Raw genomic sequence first — 19,728 nt, 5'->3', positions numbered from 1 at the left:
AAGTGGACAGAACCGCATACATCGCCAGCATCAAGGCGGCCTACGAAGGCGAGCTATACGGCGAGGCGTGGTTCGCCGCGATGGCCCGCGAAGCGCAGGCGCCCGATCGTCAGCGCAAGCTCGCTGCAATGGCGCGGCTCGAAGCACAGACGGCCGCGCGCATGATGCCGCTGGTGAAGCGCCTCGGCATCACGGGCATCGACGAGTCCGTACAACGCGAAAAGGGCATTCGTCTTGCGCAACAGCACGTCGGACAGTCGTGGCCCGCTTTTATCGCGTGGTTCATCGACGAGATCGGCCGGTTCGTCACGCTGTACGACGAACTGGCGCGCAACAGTGCCCCGGAAGACGCGGCGATCCTGGCCGAACTCGCCCGCCATGAACGGGCGTTGCTCGAATTCGCCCGCCTCGAAGCGCAAGGCAAGCCGGACCAATCACTCGAACCCGTGCTCGCGCTGCTCGACACGCGCAGCAGCATGAGCACGCTCTGAAACGGCGCTCACGCGTCGCCAGCCGCCTCCCAACCGGATGCCGCGAGTACATGGTCGAGCACGTTCTTCGGATCGCTCTTGCCATGACCGATCGACGCGCAGCCGATGCGCGTCGGCACGCTGAACTCATGGCCTTCGATACGGACGGGCGCTTCGAGCAGGCCGCGCAAGCTGTCCTGAAGCTCGTCGAGCACGGCATCGGGATTCGCCGCCGCGCGTTGCGCGAGCTGCTGCACGTCGTCGCCGCACCACGCGAGCGCGTCCGCGCTGAAATCGACCACCATCACCACGAACACATGCGGGTCGAGCAGCGCCGCGCAATTGAGTTGCCCTTGCGTCGCTTCGAGCCGCCTGCCGAGGTCGATCATCACGCGGTCGGCGTAGTCCTGGCCGAAGCGCGCCGCGACGTGTTCGAGTTCGCCCACGTTGATCGCGAAGATCGCGCACGGCAGCGCGGTCCGCGCCGAGATGGCCGCCGAAAACTCCATCCGGTCGATAAAGGTCGACGCGCTCGCAAGCCCTGTCGAATGTTCGAACGACAGCCTGCGGCGGGCGTTTTCCTCGACCATCTGCCTGCGCGCCACTTCGACGATGAAGCCTTCGAGGCCCATCAGCTCGTCGCGCGCCGAATAGACGCCGCAGCCCTGATCCCAGACCCACTTGGTCTGTCCCGAGCGATCGACGATCCGATAGGTCAGTTCATAGGGCTCACGGGCGACGATACGCGCCTGCACTTCGTTCCAGACAAACTCGCGATCGTCGGGGTGGATCAGCGAGCGGAATGCGAGGCGGCTTTCGTCGATCAGTTCGAACGCCTCGTAGCCCGTCAGATCGAAGCACCCTTCGCTGACGAACTCCATCGACCAGTCGCGGTTGTTCTGCCCGCGATAGATCATCGCCCGCAGGTTGGACAACAACGTGCGCAGACTGCGCCGGCTCGCGCGCAGCGCTTCTTCGTTGCGGCGGCGATTGGAGATGTCCGTCGCGAGACCGACCGCGCCGTCCAGAACACCTTCGTCGTCGGTCACGGCATCGAGGCGCAGTTCGACGTGTGCCGTCGTGTTGTCGGCGCGGATGAGACGTGCTTCCGTCACCAGTTCGCTCAGTTGCCCGTCGAGCAGCGCCTTCAGGCGTGCATTCAGCGTCTCGGCGTCTTCGGGATGAAAGAACGACGAGAACGGCCGAAGCTCGGCATCGCTGCCGACCGCGCGCATCAGGTTGCGCCATGCAGGATTCGAAAAGATCAGACGTAACTCGCGGTCGACGCGGAACAGCGCCTGAGGCAATTGCAGCACGGCGTCCTTGCAGTGTTGCATCAGTTGAAGCTCGCTGCGCTGCGCATCGACGCTGGTATGAGGCGCGGGAAATTGCAGCAGCGTCATGCGCGAGCCGCGCGCGCGCAACGCCGTGACGGGATGCAGGCGGAAACTGCCGTCGCCATACGCGATGCGCAGCGACCCGGCGGTCCGCTCTTCGCCGTCGCGCGATTGCGTGAGCAATGCCGTCAGATCGAGCAGCGACTGCGGATGAACGAGATTGCTGAACGGCATTCCGACGATTTCATCGGCGTACGACTCCCAGCGCGCGTGCTTGAGAAACGCGCTGTTGACGAACACGAGGGCGTCGTTGTCGAGCAGCACGGCGGGTGTGGAAAGATTGGCGGCGAATGCGCCCAGCTCCGGCGACTCGGCCGCGCGCACGATGCGCGGCGCCGTGCGGCGCGCGCCGTAGGCCATGCTGAGCAGAAATGTCGCAAGGCACCCTGCCAGCCCGATCGAGACATACAATAGATCATTGTTGTCAGGGCTGTATCCGAGTCTGGGAATCACCAGTGCAGCCACTGCAGCCAGCAGCACCGTGGCGAACAGATAAACCGACATGACGTTCTCGCTTCAAAAAACAGGATAACTGATCGCCAACGCCGCGCGAACTCACACTACCCGCTCATGAACATCAACCAGTCTGCGCGCATTCACCGCTATCCGCTGTACGCGAAAGTCTGTTTGCTGCTCGCCTGTATCGTCGCCCTGATCACCGTGCTTTATCTGGGCGCGTTCATGCAGACACGAGGCAGCGAAGGCTTCCGGCAGACGCTGTTCTCCCTCGACGAAGCCATGCGGCTGGAACACAAGGCGGCGAGCCTGCAGGCAGATTCGCCCGATACCGCGCGGGCCCTGAGGGAACTGGCCGACTCGCTTGTCCGCAACGATACGCTACTGATGGACTGGAGGCAACGCGGTGCGCCCACGCCGGAAATCGGCGGCGCACTGGCGGCAGCGAGTGCGTCCGCTGCCACGGAACGCACGGCAAAACCGGACGCGAGCGTCGGTGTAAAACCCGATACGAAGCTCGCGGCGCTCGGCGCGCTGCGCTCGCAGGTCGCGTATCAGAGCGAGGTGCACGCCGCCGTGCTCGGGCTGCTGCAGGCCTGCACCGTGTGTCTGCTGATCTTCGGCGTGGTGTCGCTCGCATGGGGCACGCGGCGCACGCTCGTCGCGCGGCCGAACGCGGCATTGCAGGCGCTCGTCGAAACGGGACTGATGGCGCCGCAAGGCCGCGACGAAATCGACCGGCTGCTGAAGCTGCAAGCCCAGCTCGCCGTGCGGCTGCGCACGGAGCAAGACGAGTCCGTGCGGCTCAAGCGCATCGTCGAGGACTACATTACGTTCGCCGACCAGTCGCTCGAACTGCTGCATCACATCTGCGCGCAGCTTGCCGAGGAAGAACCGTCCGGCCGCACGCTCGAAGCGCTGCTGCAACGCCTCGTCGGTGTGCTGCGCGCGCGGCGTATCGCGCTGGTGGTCACGGAATCGACGGCCCAGCTGCTCGACATCGATCCCGTCGTGTCGCCCAATGGCGACGTGCCGTCCATCGTGCGCGCACGCGTGACGAACGAACTGATGACGCTCGCCGGCATACACACGTTCTCGCGGCTCGACGACGGCCAGGTGCCGCCGCCCGTGCTGGCCGCGCCCGTGCGCGTGCCGCTTGCGAGCTACGGCGTGCTGATCGCGGAAGGCGAGCCGGAGACGCGCTTCGAGCTGCGTCACCTGTATCTGATGGAGACCATCGCGAGCGTGCTGGCCCACGCGATCTCCAACCTGAGCCGCGACGTGCGCGACCGGCGCATGGCGCTGTTCGAAGAGCGCAATGCCATCGCGCGCGAACTGCACGACTCGCTCGCGCAATCGCTGTCGTACATGAAGATCCAGCTGGCGCGCCTTCAGGCCGTGCTGCCGCCCGAACTCTCGCAGAGCGACATCGCCGAAATCGCGCGCGGCATTCGCGAAGGTATCGACAGCGCGTACCGGCAGTTGCGCGAACTGCTCACCACGTTCCGTTCGCCGATGCACGCACACGGCCTCGCGTCGACGCTCGAAGAACTCGCCGAGGAGTTCGGCTCGCGCAGCGAAGTGCAGATCTCGATCGACAACCGGGTGCCGCGCATGCGTCTGTCCGTCAACGAGGAAATGCACGTCGCGCAGATCGTGCGCGAGGCGTTGACCAATGTCCTCCGTCACGCGCGCGCGACGACGGCCCAGGTGCAACTGATGTCGGACGGCCACACGATGACCGTGTCGATCGACGACGACGGCCGCGGCATCAGCCGCACCGAGGGCGACGAACATCACTTCGGCCTGTCGATCATGCGCGAGCGCGCCCGCAGCCTCGGCGGACGGCTCGAAGTGAAACCGGCCGAACGGGGCTCGCGCGTGGTGCTCACATTCGTGCCCTCCGCGCTCGCCGGATACAAGGCGCGCGCGACCAGCGGGGCCGGCGTGCGCTAGAACTTGTGCGACATCGCCAGGCGCGCAACGACCTGGTTTCCGCTCGACGACAGCCCGCTCGACCCGACGATATGCGCGCCATCGAGATCGGTGCCCGTATTCGCATTGGTGTGTTGCCACGCGCCCTGCACGTAGACCGAGGTTCGCTTGCTGAGGCTGTAGTTCAGCATCAGCGCAACCTGATGCCAGTTCGGGCTGTCGCTGCCGGCGGTGGATTCGAGCTTGCCGTGCGTGAACGTGTAGGCGCCGATCAGCGAGAGATCGGGTTGGAAATAATACTGTCCGTTGACCTCGATGTTGTCGAATTTCCATGACGTCCAGGTCTGCGTGCCGATGTCCGGCGCGTAGCCGTTACCCGTGGGCGACCTGACGTCGACGTGCGAATACGCGAGCGCAATATTGGCGTTGTTGGAGAACGTCCATTTCACGCCCGCGTCGATGTTCTGCTGCCTCGTCGCAACGAACACGGCATCGGAGGTCACGGCGCCGTCCGTGCCGCTGCCCGCACCGTTCAGATGCAGATAGGCAACCGCCACGGACAACGGACCCGTACTGTAAGTCACGCCCGCGCTGTACGCGCGGTTCGACGAGAAGTTGGTCGCGTTGCTGAAGCCATACACGCCTTCGAGCTGGAAGCCGGCCAGTGTCGGCGAGACGTACTTCACCGAGTTGTTGAGCCGGAAGTCGAAGTCCGCGTTGTCGTTATCGAACGGATGCGCGGCCAGATCGCCGATCGAGCTTCCTGCGGCGGTGAACGGACTCCACATGTCGATCGTTGCGTCGTATTGCCGCCCGAACGTGAGCGTGCCCGCCGGTTCCGACGACAGGCCGACGAAGGCTTGCCGCCCGAACAGCCGGCCGCCTTCGTTGAGCTGGCCGTTGTTCAGGTTGACACCGTTTTCGAGCGTGAAGATCGCGCTCAGTCCGCCGCCGAGATCTTCCGTTCCCTTCAGTCCGAAGCTCGTTTCGGCCGTATCGCCGCTGACCATCGCGAAAGCATGGTGGCCGCCGGCGTTGCTGGTGTAGTTCAGGCCGTCGTCGAGCACGCCGTAGAGCGTGACGGAGCTTTGCGCATAGCTGGTTCCGCTGGTTCCACACAGGCACAAGGCCATAAGCGCTGCATAGCGAGGTAAGTCATTCATCGAAGTCTCTTTGTATTGGCTGGCAGTGATGTGACGGGACATCGCGCAGAACGCCGCGATGCGCGCGTACTCACCGCGCCGCGGAAGCAGCGCGATGAGCGTCTCGATCAGACTCGTGGGAAGAACGACAGCGAACTACAGATAGGGCTGTGAGATGGCAGGCAGTTCGCCGGCTACTTCGGCATCCGCCTGCACGCCCATGAACGCCGCGAGGCGCCGTGAAAAATGATCGCGCACGAGGAGTTGCAGTCCGCAACCGTTGCACGTCACGACGTTCCGTGTCACGGCATCATTGAACGCGTGACAGTGAATGCAGTAGACGCGGCGCTGCAGCGTGCCGCTGTGCTGCACCTGGACGGCTTCCGACGCGAGCGCGTAATGATCCGCGATGCGCCGGACCGACCAGATGAACGGCTCGCTGCCGAGCACGTAGAGACGCAGGCCGACGGTCGCCACGGCGGGATCGCGCAACGCCTCGTCGAGCGCGGCAAACAGTGAGGCGTCGTCGGCGAAGGTGCGTTCTCTCGCCTCGTGGAACGTGACACCCGCGCCGTGCCGCTTTGGATCCTGCACCTCCCACACTTCCATCGGCGCGAGCCCGGCGAGCGCGAGGCTCGCGCGGACGCAATCCTCGGCGCTCGCGCCGTTCGTGATGAACCAGTGGCGCGTGCCGTGCAGATCGGGAGCCAGCCGCACGTACTCGGGCCGGCTCTTGTTGGTCGACATCATGGTAGTTTCATCCATTCGATGCGAGGTTCCGAGGTTCAGTAGATGGCGAGACTATGCGTGACCGCAACCACCATGATGCCCGCCGCGACCGTCACGTAAGGCAGGATGCCTGCGCGCCGCGCGACGCGTTGCGAGCCGACGAGCTGCATGTCTTCCTTCATCGCATCGGGGAAATGCCCCTTGTCGGTCACGTAGTGGCGGAACAGGAACACGGGCAGGATCAGCGCCGCGAAGCACAGGCCCGAGATCAGCGTGCCGGAACCCCAGATATCCGCACCCATGCCGAGCAGCGCCAGATTGACGAACGAGAACAGCGTACCGAGCGCGAGCAGCCAGTTCGGCGCGCGGAACGGCCGGCTCCAGTCCGGGCGGTCCATGCGGTGAATCCACGCTGAATTCAGGTTCAGGAAGTTGAAGATGATGTAGCCGACATTCGACATCGCCAGCACGAACACATAGTCGGACATCAACAGCAGGACCAGGTTGAAGCACAGGTCCGTCCACATCGCGCGGGTCGGCGCGCCGTGTTCGTTGACGTGCGACAGGTACTTCGGCAGCCAGCCGTCGACGGACGCCTGATACAGCGTGCGCGACGAACCCGCCATCGACGTCATGATGGCCAGCACGAGCGCCAGCACCAGCATCACGATCAGCACGCGCTCGACCAGCAGGCCGCCGTGGATCATCGGCGCCATCGCTTTCGCGACGCCCATGCCGCTGTAGATATCGGGCGACAGCATGCCGTCGTACACGGCGGGCGTGACGATATTGCCCGCAGCATCCTTGACGGCGGGCGTGACCATGTGGCCGAGACCCAGCACGCCCTGGAACGCCAGCGGCACGATCGTGAACACGAAGATGCACAGAAGCCCGGAATACAGAATCGCCTTGAACGTATCGACCTTCGGATCGCGGAATTCACGCGTGTAGCAGACGGCCGTTTCGAAACCGTACGTGGACCACGCCGCAATGAACAGCCCGCCCGCCATCAGCGTGATGCCTGCGCGATCCCAGGTGCCGTCGACGATCTGTCCGGCGCTGTCCTTCGCGAACGGCACGAGCGGAAACAGATTGTGCAGCGGCAGATCACCACTGAAGAGCGGCACCGTGCCGACGAGAATCAGCGGCACCAGTGCGGCCACGCCGAGTATCGTCTGGATGCGCGCCGCATTCAGAATGCCGCGGTGCTGGATCGCGAACGTGATCAGCAACACGACCGCGCCGAGTATGAAGGTCGAATTGATCCGCAGGCTCAGGCCCGAACGGATCCAGTCGAGACTCACCAGCGTGACCTGCCATGTGTTGATCGCGGCGTCGGCGGGGAACAGCACGGAGAGAATGTAGCCCGCCGCGAGCCCCGATCCGATCGCCAGCACGGGCGACCACGCGAACCAGTTGCACCAGACCGACAGGGGCGCGAACAGCTTCGAATAGCGAACCCACGCGATCGCGCCGTACACCGACGCCCCACCCGACTTGTGAGGAAAGAGACCGGCGATCTCGGCATACGAGAACGACTGGATGAAGCCCAGACCGATCGAGACGATCCACACCGCCCACGACAGCTTGCCGACCGTCGCCGCGATCGAGCCGATCGAAAAGAGCACGAGCGCGGGCACGCCGCTCGCCACCCAGAATGCACCCGTCCAGCTGATCTTTCGATGCAAGGTACCGTCCGCTGCCTCGGCAACGTAGTCTTCGGAAACCGCACTCATAACTGTCGTCCTTTTTCCGGTGGAATACCGATTGTGGGAATCGTTCCGCGTGAAAGCACCCGCCCCGCGCCTCGACGGCGCGAACGCGGGAAGGAAACACTGCAACAGCTTGTGGTTGCTTTTGTGGTTGCTTTTTGCTTGTTTAACGGCGTAGATCGTTTAACGCGTATGCCCCTCGCAAACTTCGTCTAGTCGACTTCCACCCCGAGCCGCTCGACCTCGGGATGCGTGCCCTTCGACAGCGCGCTGCCATCGTCGAGCGGCGCAAGGTATTCGATGGCCGTCTGCCGGTAGCGCGTGATGCCCTTGTAATCGGCAAGCTCCGGCGGCAGCGTCGACAGCACACGATGCAGGCGCTTGCCCCACTTCGGCACGCGCGCCAGTTCGCCGACACCGATCAGATAGCAGCGCACGCAAAAGAGAATTGCGTTGCTGCGCGGCAGGCGGAACAGCGTCTGCAATTCCACGCGCAGATGCAGCTTGTCGCCGACGTTCTCCGGCGTCACGCTCGCGCGGTCGCGGCCCCATTCGTGGTAATGCTCAGGCGACGTATCGAGGCGCGGATTCACCGTCATCGTCCAGTTCAGGCGGCGCACGGGCGCGCCCAGTTGCAGGCGCAGCAGGAACTTCAGCGCGCGCTCGAAGATGCCTGCCTGATGCGCGAGGGGCACCGGGCCGTGCCATTCCATGAAGTTCATGCCGAGATCGAAGTCGAGCGACCAGTCCGCCTGGGTCGTGACCATGCCGCCGTCCATGAACAGGTTGTCGTCGCGCTGATCGATCAGCACGTAGTCGCCCTGCGCCTGACGCGTGACATATTCGAACGGTGAACACGGCAGCGTGCTCGCATCGCCGAACGTGAAGGTCTGTTCGAGACCGAGCGGACGGTTGATCCACGTCCATTGATCGCCGTTACGTGTCAGCGAAAAATGCTCGGGGTAGTCTTCCGCGAGACTTTCCATGATCAGTTCGAGCGTGTCCCATTGCGCCGGCCCCATGTGGTCCAGCACCTGACAGCGCAACGGATCGCGTTCGAGCGTCAGCGCGCGGTCGCGGCACTCGGCCACGTAGTGCTCGTCGATGTCGAAAGTCGACAGGAACACGGGCGAGTTGCCTTCCTTCACATGCGGCTCGATATTGATCGAGTACATGTACGCGTCTTCGGGGAACGGAAACGGAAAACGCAGGATCGCCTCGTCGCTGTTGCGAAACGTGAAGGTGTCGCGGAAGGTTTCATCCGTCTTGAAGTCGATTGCCATGAGGTCCCCCTAGTGTTAGATGTTCAGCACGAGGCGTTCGCCCCGCGCACGCGACACACAGGGCAGCATCTGACAACCCGTGGCCCGCTCGGCCTCGCCGAGACAGAAGTCGCGATGATCGGGCTCGCCTTCGAGCACGTCGAGCGCGCAGGTGCCGCATGCGCCGCCGCGGCACATGTACGGGGCGTCCACGCCTTCGCGCTCCAGCGCTTCGAGCAGGCTTTCGTCGCTGCGCACCTTGACCTCGCGCCCGCTTTGCGCGAGCACGGCCGTAAAGGGCGCGCCGTGCGAGCCGCCGCCGAAGCTCTCCTGATGGAAATGACTCGCGGGCCAGCCCAGCGCGCGGGCCGTGCTCGCGACGCCGCTCATCAGGCCTTCCGGTCCGCAGGTATAGAGATGCGTGCCCGCCGGCTGCGCGGCGAGCATCGCGCCGAAGCGCTCGTTCGCGTCGCACAGGTCGGTGTAGATGGCGATACCGCCCGTCGTACGATTGGCGACCAGTTCGCCGAACGACGCCTCGTCTTCAGGACGGCAGCACAGATGCATCTCGACGCGCGCGCCCGTCTGCGCCAGCTCGGGCAGCATCGACAGGAACGGCGTGAGGCCGATGCCGCCCGCGATCATCACGTGCTTCGCGCCGCGTCGCGCGATCGGGAAGAAGTTCGACGGCATCGAAATGTCGAGTTCGCTGCCTTCGCGCACTTCGCTGTGCATGAAGGCCGAACCGCCGCGCGACTGGGGCACGCGCCGCACCATGATCTGATACGCGTCGCGCGCACCGGCGGGCGTCGTGAGCGAATAGGCGTTGCGCCAGACGCGCTCCTTGCCGCGCATCGTCACGACGACATGGCTGCCCGCCGAATACGCGGGAAGCCGTCCTCCATTCGCGCATTCGAGCGTAAAGCGTCGCACATCCTGCGTCACCGGTTCGACGCGTGCGACTCGCACGGGGATCGTTCTCGAAGCATTCATGCCGTCGACACCTCCATGAGTCTCAGCTGTGGGCGTGAGTGACAGGCGCTGCCTGTCCTTCGCGTCGTTGCATTCATGGGAGTAGCATCGGCCTGCAAAAAACGCTTATCAATGATTCGGTGTGGGTAGTCCCCCGGCAGTAATGGTTGGCGCGCACGACGCTGCCCGCCACGTCATTCCGCGCTTCGCAAAGGCCTCGCTCGCGCAGCCGCGAGCCGCGCCGGCATTGGCGCTCCCGCCTCTTTTACCGACGCCTTTCGGCAAACGTACAGTCTCGCATCGGCCCTCGCGGGCTTCGATTTCTTCTCACGCCGGCGCAGCCGGAGTACCCGCGCCTACCCACCGGGAGGTAGTGCCACCGGGCGATTGTGGGGCGAAATTGAACGGCAGAGACTTGCGCTCATCGACGCTGGTGCACCCAGTCCGTCCGATATCACCGCCTTCGCATCACCAGACGCGCAGTCATTGCCCAGCAAAGGGTCCTACTTTCGGGAAAACATCATGACAAGGCAATCCATTCTCAACGCCCGTCATCGCGAGCTCGGTTCGAAGCTCGATGGCGACTCCTGGAACGACATGCCGATTCCCTGGTACTACTCGGGCGATCCGTATGACGACGTGGTGGCCGTGCGCACGGCAGCGGGCCTCTACGACATCAGCGCGCTCAACATCGTGCGCGTGTCGGGCCCCGATGCGGCCGCCGTGATCGACAGCATCTGCGCCGTCGACGTGAGCCGCATGAAGCCGGGCACCGCGCGGCTCGCCGCCGAAGTCGACGAGCGCGGCGGCGTCTGCGACGACCTGATGGTGATCTACGACGCTCCGCAGCATTTCAGGCTTTCGCATGGCGGCGGCACCACGCAGACGCTGCTCGAACGCGCCGCGCACAAGCGCAACGTCGAATGGCGCCAGGACTTCGACGTTCACATGCTGTCGCTGCAAGGTCCGCGTTCGACCGACATTCTCCAGCCGCACATCGGCATCGAACTGAACAAGCTGCCCTACTTCGCGCACGTCGAGACGCAACTGTTCGGCCGCAAGATCATCGTGTCGCGCGGCGGCTATTCGGGTGAACAGGGCTTCGAAGTGTCGTGCGCCGCCGCCGACGCCGTCGCGCTGTGGGACGGCATTCTCGAAGCGGGCAAGCCGCACGGCGCCGTGCCTGCGTCGTGGATGTCGCTGGAAATCGCACGCATCGAAGCCGCGCTGCTGTTCTATCCGTTCGACATGCCCGAAGGCGACACCACGCCGTGGGAGCTGAATCTCGACTGGATGGTCGACGTCGACAAGGCAGGCGACTACGTCGGCAAGCAGGCCTTGCTCGCGGCGCGCGGCAAGGAACGCGTGAAGCAGGCAGGCGTGGTGGTCAAGCACGACGCGGCTGTGAGCGCCGGTTCGCCGATCTATATCGGCGACGAGCAGGTCGGCGTCGTGACGAGTTCGATTTTCAGCCGCTATCTGATGCAATCGCTCGCGATGGTGCACCTGAAGCCGTATCACACGGCGCTCGGCACCAAGGTCGAGATTCGCGACGCGGCCGGCAAGTTCAGCGGCGTCGTCAGCAAGACGCCGTTCTACGACCCGATGCGCCTGCGCACCCGCGTCGCCGCCTGACCCGCAGTCCTTACCGCATTCGTTATCGCATTACCCACGATACGGCGGCACGCGCAAACAAAAGCGCGCGTGCCGTCACCACGAGAAAGACAAAGGCAGAGCGAAGTACAAGAACTGTCCGGGGTTCGACGGTCGATGACCGGCCCCCGCCTTTGTCCCGGTAGTCCTTATTAAAGGAGACGTTTCCCATGCCCCGCGATCCCCGTCATGACGTGCTGTTCCAGCCGATCCAGATTGGCCCCAAGACCCTGCGCAACCGCTTCTATCAGGTTCCGCACTGCATCGGCGCAGGCAGCAACCTGCCGGGCTTTCAGGCCGCCCACCGCTCGATGAAAGCCGAAGGCGGCTGGGGCGCGATGAACACCGAGTACTGCTCGATCCACCCCGAATCCGACGACACGCACCGTCTGTCCGCCCGCATCTGGGACGAAGGCGACGTGCGCAACCTGCGCGCGATGACGGAAGAGGTGCACAAATACGGCGCGCTGGCAGGCATCGAAATGTGGTACGGCGGCGCGCACGCGCCGTGTATGGAGAGCCGCGCGACGCCTCGCGGTCCGAGCCAGTACGCGTCCGAGTTCGAGACGCTGACCTACTGCAAGGAGATGGATCTCGACGACATCCGCGACGTGCAGCAGTTCTATGTCGATGCCGCGCTGCGCGCCCGCGACGCCGGTTTCGACATCGTCTATGTGTACGGCGCGCACTCGTATCTGCCGCTGCAGTTCCTGTCGCCGTACTACAACAAGCGCACCGACGGCTACGGCGGCTCGCTTGAAAACCGCGCGCGTTTCTGGCTCGAAACGCTGGAGAAAGTGCGTCGCGCCGTCGGCAGCGATTGCGCGATCGCCACGCGCTTCGCCGTCGATTCGCTGTACGGCAGCGGCGGCATCGAAGTCGAGAAGGACGGCATGAAGTTCGTCGAGATGGCCGATTCGCTCGTCGATCTGTGGGACGTCGACGTCGGCGACATCGCCGAATGGGGTGAAGACGCGGGCCCGTCGCGCTTCTATCTGCAGGGTCATCAGGTGCCGTGGACGCGCTTCATCAAGGAAGTCTCGAAGAAGCCCGTGCTCGGTGTCGGCCGCTTCACCGATCCCGAGAAGATGACGGAGATCGTCACGAAGGGTATCGCCGACATCATCGGCGCGGCGCGTCCGTCGATTGCCGATCCGTTCCTGCCGAAGAAGATCGACGAAGGCCGCGTCGACGATATTCGCGTGTGTATCGGCTGCAACGTCTGTATTTCGCGCTGGGAAATCGGCGGCCCGCCGATGATCTGCACGCAGAACGCGACAGCCGGTGAAGAATACCGCCGCGGCTGGCACCCGGAAAAGTTCGCCGAATGCGGCTCGAACGATTCGGTGCTCGTGGTTGGCGCAGGCCCATCGGGTTCGGAGTGCGCGCGCGTGCTGATGCAACGCGGCTACACGGTGCACCTCGTCGACCAGGCGGAGAAGATCGGCGGCCATCTGAATAGCGTGGTCACGTTGCCGGGCCTCGGCGAATGGGGCTATCACCGCGACTATCGCGAAACGCAGATCACGAAGCTGCTGAAGAAGAATCGCCATAGCCAGCTCGCGCTCGGTCAGAAGCCGCTCACGGCCGACGACGTGCTCGACTACGGCGCCGAGAAAGTCGTGATTGCGACGGGTTCGCACTGGGTCGGCGACGGCACCAACTGCCTGACGCACGACCCCATTCCGGGCGCCGACGCAACGCAACCGGACCAGCTGACGCCGGAACAGGTGCTGTCGGGCAAGAAGGCGATCGGCAAGCGCGTTGTGATCCTGAATGCCGACACGTACTTCATGGCGCCGAGCCTCGCGGAAAAACTCGCGGCGGCCGGTCACGAAGTGACGATCGTCAGCGGCGTGCATCTCGCGAACTACATGCACTTCACGCTCGAGTATCCGAACATGATGCGCCGCCTGCACGAACTGGGCGTGCATGAACTCGGCGATCACTTCGCTAGCCGCATCGAGCCGGGCCGCATCCAGATCTACAACATCTGGGGCGATGGTTCGCGCCGCACGTACAAGGGCGCCGGCCAGTTGCCGCGCGACGAGAACAAGACGCACCGCTGGCTCGAATTCGATTCGCTCGTGCTCGTGACGGCCCGCCGCTCGAACGACGGTCTGTATCGCGAACTGAAGGCGCGCGAGAGCGAATGGGACGGCAAGGGCATCAAGTCGGTGTATCTGATCGGCGATGCCGAAGCGCCGCGACTGATCGCCGATGCGACCTTCACGGGCCACCGCCTCGCGCGAGAAATCGAAGAGAAGAACGCCCAGTTCCCGCTGCCGTACAAGCGTGAAGTGGCCGTCTGGGGCACGCCGCACAAACCCGGCGGCACCTTCGAGATCGTCTACAAGAAGTAGCGCGGCCGAAGCCGCACCCGCAGGCACGGAGGCCGGCGAGCCCGCCGGCTTCCTCCGCCCTTCCCTGCAAGCAGGACGCCACGCGCATCGCAGATGCCGCGGCGGGGGCCCCTTTTTACTCATTCAACGGACGAGCCCATGTCGAGCGCAGCGAACTTCGACCCCGTCAACGTCACCCGGATCCTCTTCGAGGGCTTCCCCACGTTCGCGATCGTACTGTTCTATCTGGCAGGCGTCGGCGCGATGGCCGCGTTCGCGTGGGGCGTCTACATTCAGGTGCGCAAGTACCGGCGCGGCAAGCCCGTGGCGGGCCCGATCGATCTGCGCAAGCAAATCGGCGCGATGGTGCAGGTCGTGCTGAGCCATCGCACGATCGCGCGTCGCGATCCGGCCGCCGGTCGCGCGCACCGCTTCATTTTCTATGGCTTCGCAGTGCTGTTCCTCGGCACGGCGACCGTCACCGTCGACTACGACATCACCGCGCGCTTTCTCGGCTTCCACTTCTGGAACGGCAACTTCTATCTGTTCTTCAAGCTGGCGATGAACCTCGCCGGTCTGTCGCTGGTGGGCGGCCTGATCTACATGATGGTGCGGCGCGGCTGGATCAAGCCGCCGAAGCTCGATTACGCGCGCCCCGATCGCAAGCCCGGCGACCCCGACTACGACCGCAGCGGTTATCGGCGCGAAGACTGGGCGTTCCTGTGGTCGCTCGTGCTGATCGGCATCACAGGCTTCGTGCTGAGCGGATTGCGCCTCGTGTGGTTGCAGGACCGCGCCGTGGTCTGGGATACGCGCTGGTGGTCGCCTGTCGCTGCGCTGCTCGCCGAAATCCTGCGCGGCGCGGGACTCACGGCATCGGCCGCGTACGTGTTGCGCACGGGCCTGTGGTGGTTTCACGGCGCGCTCGCACTGACGTTCATCGCGCTGATTCCGTACACGAAGGTCAAGCACATCTTCACGGCAAGCGGCTCGCTGCTGATGCGCGATCCGCTCGCGGCGCAGCGCCTGCCGAAAGTCGACGCCGACGCGCCGCGCGCCGGCTACAAGACGATCACCGACTTCACGTGGAAGCACTTGCTCAATCTCGACGCCTGCACGAAATGCGGCCGCTGCCATGAGGCGTGCCCCGCCCGCGCGGTCGGCGCGCCGCTGTCGCCGCGCGACGTGATTCTGTCGCTGCGCGAATTCGCCAACGATGCGCTGGAAAAAAACACGCTGCCCGAAGAGGTCAAGCTCGACGTGCACGGCAAGGATATCGGCCAGGTCTTCATGGAAACGGTCTGGTCGTGCCGGACCTGCATGGCGTGCGTGGAGATTTGCCCCGTCGCCGTCGAGCACGTGCCCATCATCGTGCAGCTGCGCCGCAATCTCGTCGAAGATGGCCAGATGGAGCCGCAGGTGCAAAAGACCTTGCAGGCCATTCACAAGAACGGCAACTCGTTCAACGAATCGAAGCGCAAGCGCGCCGCGTGGACCAAGTCGCTGCCCTTCCCGATCAAGGATGCGCGCAAGGAGCCCGTCGATCTGCTGTGGTTCGTCGGCGACTATGCATCGTTCGATCCGCGCAACCAGCGTGTCACGCAGACGTTCGCGACGCTGCTGCACGATATGGATGTCGATTTCGGCCTGCTGTTCGAAGGCGAAGCGAACGCGGGCAACGATGTGCGGCGCGTCGGCGAAGAAGGCCTGTACGAAGTGCTCGCGACGCAGAACATCGCGACGCTCGGCTCGTCGCAATTCCGCCGCATCGTCACCACCGACCCGCACTCGTACAACACGATCCGCAACGAGTACCCGGACTTCGGCGGCCACTTCGAGATCGAGCACTACACGAGTCTTGTCGCTCGCATGCTCGCCGATGGCCGGTTGCGCCCGAAGCGCAAGCTCGGCTATCGCGTGACCTTCCACGATCCGTGTCACCTCGGACGCTTCAACAAGGGCTACGACGCGCCGCGCCAGATCATCGAAGCGCTCGGCTGCGAACTGGTCGACATGAAGCGCTCGCGCGACAACTCGTTCTGCTGCGGCGCGGGCGGCGGCCGTATCTGGATGAACGATCCCGTCGGACAGGAAAAGCCGTCGCAGAACCGCATGAAGGAAGCGGCGGGCATCGAAGGTCTGGAAGTGTTCGTCGTGTCCTGCCCGAAAGACCTGACGATGTTCGAAGACGCGCTGAAGACGAGCGGCTACGAAGGACGCTTCGTCGTGCGCGAGCTGATCGAGCTGATCGCCGAGAGCCTCGTCGATGTCGATGGCGACGCGCCGCCCGCGGACGATGTCCGCGTCACGGCCGACGCCTGAGCAACACTACCTATAAGCGCCATGACGAACCCCGCCCGTCACGCCGACAGCCCGCCGCACGCAGCGAATGCTGCGCGCGACGGCGCGCGGCTGCGTCGCCACTGGCGGGAACTCGTGCGGCTCGCACTCGACGCGCCCGACGCACTCGCGTGCGCGATGCTCTATCCGCACGCAGGCGGCGCGGAACGCAAACGGCTCGAAGCGCGCATGTTCGGGGCGCGCAGCGAGCGGCTCGCGCTCGCGGCGTGCCCGTATGCGCCGCCTGCCGTGCTCGCGCGGCTTTGCACGCTCGCCACCGCCGACGCGGACAGCACGCTCGCGACGCGTCTCGCCCGCAATGCCGCCACGCCCGCCGAAGGGCTGCAAACGCTCGCGGCATCGCTCGAAGCGGCCATGCCCGAACAGAACGCGCAACGCTTCGCGCAACTGATCGCGCGACACCCGCTTGCGCCGCCCGCGCTGCTGGCGAAGATCGCAGCGCACACCGACAGCCTCGAAACTTTGCGCTCGCTGTGCGAAAACGTCGGCGTACAAGCCGATTTGCTGGCGCAACTGGCGGGCCGTGGCATCGCGCCATTACAACGGCTGCTCGCGATTCACTTCGCAACCGACGCCCGCACGCTGCACCAGCTTTGGCAAAACACGCACGAAAGCGCCGTGCGCGCTCAGGTGCTGCGTCATCGCGCGTGTCCGAACGAACTGTTGCGCACGGTCCCGGCGTCGGGCGCGGAGCGGCGCAGCCTTGCTTCGAACGTGCGCACGACGGGCGAAATCCTGACCGCGCTCGCACGCGACGACGACCCGGTCGTGCGTCGCGCGGCCGCCACCAATCCGGCGACACCCGCAGGCGCGCTGATCCTGCTGTGCTTCGACGCGGATACGCTCGTCAGGCGCGCGGTCGCCGTGCGCGACGATCTTCCCCTCAAGGTCGTGGAGTGGCTCGCCAGCGACGGCGACGTGTGGGTGCGCAGCAGTCTCGCGCGCAACCGCGCCTGTCCGCGCAGCTGGCTCGACCGGCTCGCCCGCGACCGCGAGGCCGACGTGCGCCGCTCGGTCACGCGACATCCGGCTTGTCCGATGACGCTCGTCACGCTGCTGGCAAACGACGCGGTAGCGTGGGTCCGCGCAGGCGTCGCGTTGCGCGACGAACTGCCCGGCGCCGTGCTGCACCGGCTCTTGCAGGACGCCGATATCGACGTGCTGGCGGCCGTCGCGCGCCATCGCTGCACGCCGCAGGCGACGCTCGCGCGCCTCGCACAACATGCATCGCCCGATGTGCGGCGCGCCGTCATCCTCAATCGTCATGCGCAGCGGCGCGTGTTGCTGCCGTTGCGCGACGAGTCGTATCCGCTGCATCGCGTGCTGGTGTTCATGCATCAAAGCCTGACCGACGCGGACCGCTGGCGCATGCGCTTCGAGCCGGACATGGAAGCGCGCGCCCGCATGGTCGGTCATCTCGCCGGGACGCTCGCCGCCGCGCGCGAGCGGGAGCGCCAGCAACGGCGCGCCGCTGACGACGCGGCATCACCTGAACCAGACACACATCAACTGACCACATCAGTGGAGGAGGCAGGATGAAGATACTCGTCACCATCAAGCAGGTCACGTCGCTCGACGAAGATTTCGAGCTGCGTGATGACGATCGCGATGTCGAAGCGGACTTTCATGTCTTCGACCTCAACGAATGGGATCACTACGCGCTCGAAGAAGCGCTGCGGCTCAAGGAAGGCGCCAATGGCGACGGCATCGAAGTCGTCGTCGTCACCGTCGGCCCGGAGCACGCCGACGAAGAACTGCGCAAGTGCCTCGCCAAAGGCGCCGACCGCGCGATCCGCATCTGGAGCGACGAACTGGAAGACGCCGACCCCGTCGGCGTCGCGCGCGCGCTCGCCGCGCTTGCACGCCGCGAAGCGCCCGACATGATCTTCGCCGGCGTGCAGGCGTCCGACCACGCGTACGGCGCAACGGGGATGGCGCTCGCGGGTCTGCTCGACTGGCCGCACGCGGCCGTCGTCGCGGGTCTCGAATACGCGCCCGGCGCGGGCACGGCGAGCGCGCGCCGCGAACTGGAAGGCGGCGCCTATGCGAACGTCACCGTGCAATGCCCCGCCGTGCTCACGCTGCAACTGGGCATCAACACGCCGCGCTACGCGTCGCTGCGCGGCATCAAGCAGGCCGCGTCGCGGCCCATCGAAGCCGTGACGCCGGACGCACTCGGCCTGCCTGCCGAGCAAACGGGAGCACGCGGCTCGCTGTCGCGTATCCGGCGCGTGTATGTGCCCGAACTCGGCCGCGCGCAGATGATCGACGGCACGCCCGCCGAACAGGCCGCCCGCCTCGCGGGCATCATCAAGGAACTTCGGGGAGAAGCGTAATGAGCGGGATTCTGGTTATTGCTGAACATCGTCAGGGGCAACTGCGCCCTGTGAGCACCGAACTGATCGGCGCGGCGCGCGAAGCGGGCGGCGAGCGCGTGACGGTCGCCGTGCTGGGCGCAACGCCCGCTGCATTCGTCGATGCACTCAAGCTGGCGGGTGTCGACGAAATCGTCACCGTGCAGACCGCGAACGATGCGTTCGATCCCGACACGTATCAGGCGGTGACGCAGGCGCTGATCGAAGCGCGCCAGCCTTCGCTCGTCCTGCTGCCGCATACGATCGACACGCTCGGTTACGCCGCGCCGCTCGCGGTCAAGGGGAACTACGGCTTCACCACCGACGCGTTCGGGCTCGCGCGCGACGGCGAAGGCTGGATCGCCACGCGCTCGGGCTACGGGCAGAAGGTCAACATGGAGATCGAGTTTCCGGAGCGCACGACCGTCGTCGTCACCGTGCGGCCGGGCGCATTCAAGGCGCCCGACGCGGCGGGCACGCCTGAAATCAGCACGTTCGACGCCCCCGCCGTGACGCCGCGCAGCGCTCACGTGTCGTTCGAAGAACCCGCTGCGAGCGGCGACGTGGATATTGTCGGCGCGGACTTCATCATGTCGATCGGCCGTGGCATCGGCGAGGAAACCAATGTCGAGCAGTTCCGCGAACTCGCCGGCTCGCTCGGCGCGACGCTCGGCTGCTCGCGTCCCATCGCGGACTCGGGCTGGCTGCCGAAGGCGCATCAGGTCGGCCAGTCCGGCAAGACGGCAGCCGCCTGCAAGCTGTACATCGCCATGGGCATTTCGGGCTCGGTCCAGCACATGGCGGGCATGAAGCACGTCGAGAACATCATCGCCGTGAACACCGATCCCGAGGCGTCGATCTTCTCGATCGCGAAGTACGGCATCGTCGGCGACATCTTCGACATTGCGGAAGAGCTTCGCGGCCACTTCTGAGCGGGCATCAT

At 65.1% G+C, this 19,728-nt stretch carries 14 protein-coding genes; 8 read left to right on the top strand and 6 right to left on the bottom strand.

All coding sequences use genetic code 11. From position 1 onward, the window contains the following. Window positions 1-2 precede the first annotated feature (2 nt). Entirely contained in the window at window positions 3-491 is a 489-nt protein-coding gene (locus QEN71_RS34205; protein WP_201647649.1) for a hypothetical protein, read from the top strand. Between the two features lie 8 nt (window positions 492-499). Here QEN71_RS34205 and QEN71_RS34200 read toward each other — a convergent pair whose 3' ends face one another. Then, window positions 500-2,371 carry a sensor domain-containing diguanylate cyclase gene (locus QEN71_RS34200; protein WP_201647647.1) on the bottom strand — a complete coding sequence of 624 codons (1,872 nt, stop codon included), beginning with the start codon at window positions 2,369-2,371 and terminating at the stop codon, window positions 500-502. A gap of 66 nt (window positions 2,372-2,437) precedes the next feature. On the opposite strand from QEN71_RS34200, the gene QEN71_RS34195 reads away from it, so the two are divergent. After that, on the top strand, window positions 2,438-4,279 hold the full coding sequence (locus QEN71_RS34195; protein WP_201647639.1) for a histidine kinase: 1,842 nt from the start codon (window positions 2,438-2,440) through the stop codon (window positions 4,277-4,279). Here the strand turns inward: QEN71_RS34195 and QEN71_RS34190 are convergent. From QEN71_RS34190 to QEN71_RS34170, 5 genes are all read right to left on the bottom strand, one after another. Next, the gene (locus QEN71_RS34190; RefSeq protein WP_201647637.1) at window positions 4,276-5,421 is read right to left on the bottom strand and encodes a porin; all 1,146 of its coding nucleotides are present in this window, start codon (window positions 5,419-5,421) and stop codon (window positions 4,276-4,278) included. The two genes, QEN71_RS34195 and QEN71_RS34190, sit on opposite strands and share 4 nt — an antisense overlap. Before the next feature lie 135 nt (window positions 5,422-5,556). Then, on the bottom strand, window positions 5,557-6,150 hold the full coding sequence (locus tag QEN71_RS34185; protein WP_201647635.1) for a dimethylamine monooxygenase subunit DmmA family protein: 594 nt from the start codon (window positions 6,148-6,150) through the stop codon (window positions 5,557-5,559). 35 nt (window positions 6,151-6,185) lie between these two features. After that, complete coding sequence (locus QEN71_RS34180; RefSeq protein ID WP_201647633.1) at window positions 6,186-7,865, bottom strand: APC family permease; 1,680 nt, start codon at window positions 7,863-7,865, stop codon at window positions 6,186-6,188. Between the two features lie 188 nt (window positions 7,866-8,053). Then, on the bottom strand, window positions 8,054-9,124 hold the full coding sequence (locus QEN71_RS34175; protein WP_201647630.1) for a heme-dependent oxidative N-demethylase family protein: 1,071 nt from the start codon (window positions 9,122-9,124) through the stop codon (window positions 8,054-8,056). A 15-nt stretch (window positions 9,125-9,139) separates the two neighbouring features. Then, on the bottom strand, window positions 9,140-10,096 hold the full coding sequence (locus tag QEN71_RS34170; RefSeq protein WP_201647628.1) for a PDR/VanB family oxidoreductase: 957 nt from the start codon (window positions 10,094-10,096) through the stop codon (window positions 9,140-9,142). Window positions 10,097-10,597: 501 nt separating this feature from the next. On the opposite strand from QEN71_RS34170, the gene QEN71_RS34165 reads away from it, so the two are divergent. The 6 genes from QEN71_RS34165 (at window position 10,598) to QEN71_RS34140 (ending at window position 19,717) form a co-directional block, all read left to right on the top strand. Continuing rightward, window positions 10,598-11,710 carry an aminomethyltransferase family protein gene (locus QEN71_RS34165; RefSeq protein WP_201647626.1) on the top strand — a complete coding sequence of 371 codons (1,113 nt, stop codon included), beginning with the start codon at window positions 10,598-10,600 and terminating at the stop codon, window positions 11,708-11,710. A 188-nt stretch (window positions 11,711-11,898) separates the two neighbouring features. Beyond that, window positions 11,899-14,091 carry an oxidoreductase gene (locus tag QEN71_RS34160; protein WP_201647624.1) on the top strand — a complete coding sequence of 731 codons (2,193 nt, stop codon included), beginning with the start codon at window positions 11,899-11,901 and terminating at the stop codon, window positions 14,089-14,091. A gap of 138 nt (window positions 14,092-14,229) precedes the next feature. Then, window positions 14,230-16,392 (top strand): heterodisulfide reductase-related iron-sulfur binding cluster, encoded by a 2,163-nt coding sequence (locus tag QEN71_RS34155; protein ID WP_201647622.1) that lies wholly within the window; start codon window positions 14,230-14,232, stop codon window positions 16,390-16,392. A 21-nt stretch (window positions 16,393-16,413) separates the two neighbouring features. After that, window positions 16,414-17,970: a hypothetical protein gene (locus tag QEN71_RS34150; protein ID WP_201647619.1), complete on the top strand. Its 1,557-nt coding sequence runs from the start codon at window positions 16,414-16,416 to the stop codon at window positions 17,968-17,970. After that, complete coding sequence (locus QEN71_RS34145) at window positions 17,967-18,767, top strand: electron transfer flavoprotein subunit beta/FixA family protein (protein WP_201647617.1); 801 nt, start codon at window positions 17,967-17,969, stop codon at window positions 18,765-18,767. The genes QEN71_RS34150 and QEN71_RS34145 overlap by 4 nt, the downstream gene beginning before the upstream one ends. Continuing rightward, the gene (locus QEN71_RS34140; RefSeq protein WP_201647615.1) at window positions 18,767-19,717 is read left to right on the top strand and encodes an electron transfer flavoprotein subunit alpha/FixB family protein; all 951 of its coding nucleotides are present in this window, start codon (window positions 18,767-18,769) and stop codon (window positions 19,715-19,717) included. Before QEN71_RS34145 ends, QEN71_RS34140 begins: the two co-directional genes overlap by 1 nt. Window positions 19,718-19,728 lie beyond the last annotated feature (11 nt).

Source organism: Paraburkholderia sabiae (assembly GCF_030412785.1).
In the GTDB taxonomy this organism is placed as follows: domain Bacteria; phylum Pseudomonadota; class Gammaproteobacteria; order Burkholderiales; family Burkholderiaceae; genus Paraburkholderia; species Paraburkholderia sabiae.
The sequence above is the reverse complement of the archived record's forward strand: the minus strand, read 5'-3'. Positions and strand labels throughout refer to the sequence as shown.

Excerpts from the sequence above, each read along its gene's own strand:
- QEN71_RS34160 (WP_201647624.1), top strand. The coding sequence starts at position 11,899 with ATGCCCCGCGATCCCCGTCATGACGTGCTGTTCCAGCCGATCCAGATT.
- QEN71_RS34185 (WP_201647635.1), bottom strand. The coding sequence starts at position 6,150 with ATGATGTCGACCAACAAGAGCCGGCCCGAGTACGTGCGGCTGGCTCCC.
- QEN71_RS34190 (WP_201647637.1), bottom strand. The coding sequence starts at position 5,421 with ATGAATGACTTACCTCGCTATGCAGCGCTTATGGCCTTGTGCCTGTGT.
- QEN71_RS34150 (WP_201647619.1), top strand. The coding sequence starts at position 16,414 with ATGACGAACCCCGCCCGTCACGCCGACAGCCCGCCGCACGCAGCGAAT.
- QEN71_RS34180 (WP_201647633.1), bottom strand. The coding sequence starts at position 7,865 with ATGAGTGCGGTTTCCGAAGACTACGTTGCCGAGGCAGCGGACGGTACC.
- QEN71_RS34195 (WP_201647639.1), top strand. The coding sequence starts at position 2,438 with ATGAACATCAACCAGTCTGCGCGCATTCACCGCTATCCGCTGTACGCG.
- QEN71_RS34140 (WP_201647615.1), top strand. The coding sequence starts at position 18,767 with ATGAGCGGGATTCTGGTTATTGCTGAACATCGTCAGGGGCAACTGCGC.
- QEN71_RS34170 (WP_201647628.1), bottom strand. The coding sequence starts at position 10,096 with ATGAATGCTTCGAGAACGATCCCCGTGCGAGTCGCACGCGTCGAACCG.
- QEN71_RS34155 (WP_201647622.1), top strand. The coding sequence starts at position 14,230 with ATGTCGAGCGCAGCGAACTTCGACCCCGTCAACGTCACCCGGATCCTC.
- QEN71_RS34200 (WP_201647647.1), bottom strand. The coding sequence starts at position 2,371 with ATGTCGGTTTATCTGTTCGCCACGGTGCTGCTGGCTGCAGTGGCTGCA.
- QEN71_RS34145 (WP_201647617.1), top strand. The coding sequence starts at position 17,967 with ATGAAGATACTCGTCACCATCAAGCAGGTCACGTCGCTCGACGAAGAT.
- QEN71_RS34165 (WP_201647626.1), top strand. The coding sequence starts at position 10,598 with ATGACAAGGCAATCCATTCTCAACGCCCGTCATCGCGAGCTCGGTTCG.
- QEN71_RS34175 (WP_201647630.1), bottom strand. The coding sequence starts at position 9,124 with ATGGCAATCGACTTCAAGACGGATGAAACCTTCCGCGACACCTTCACG.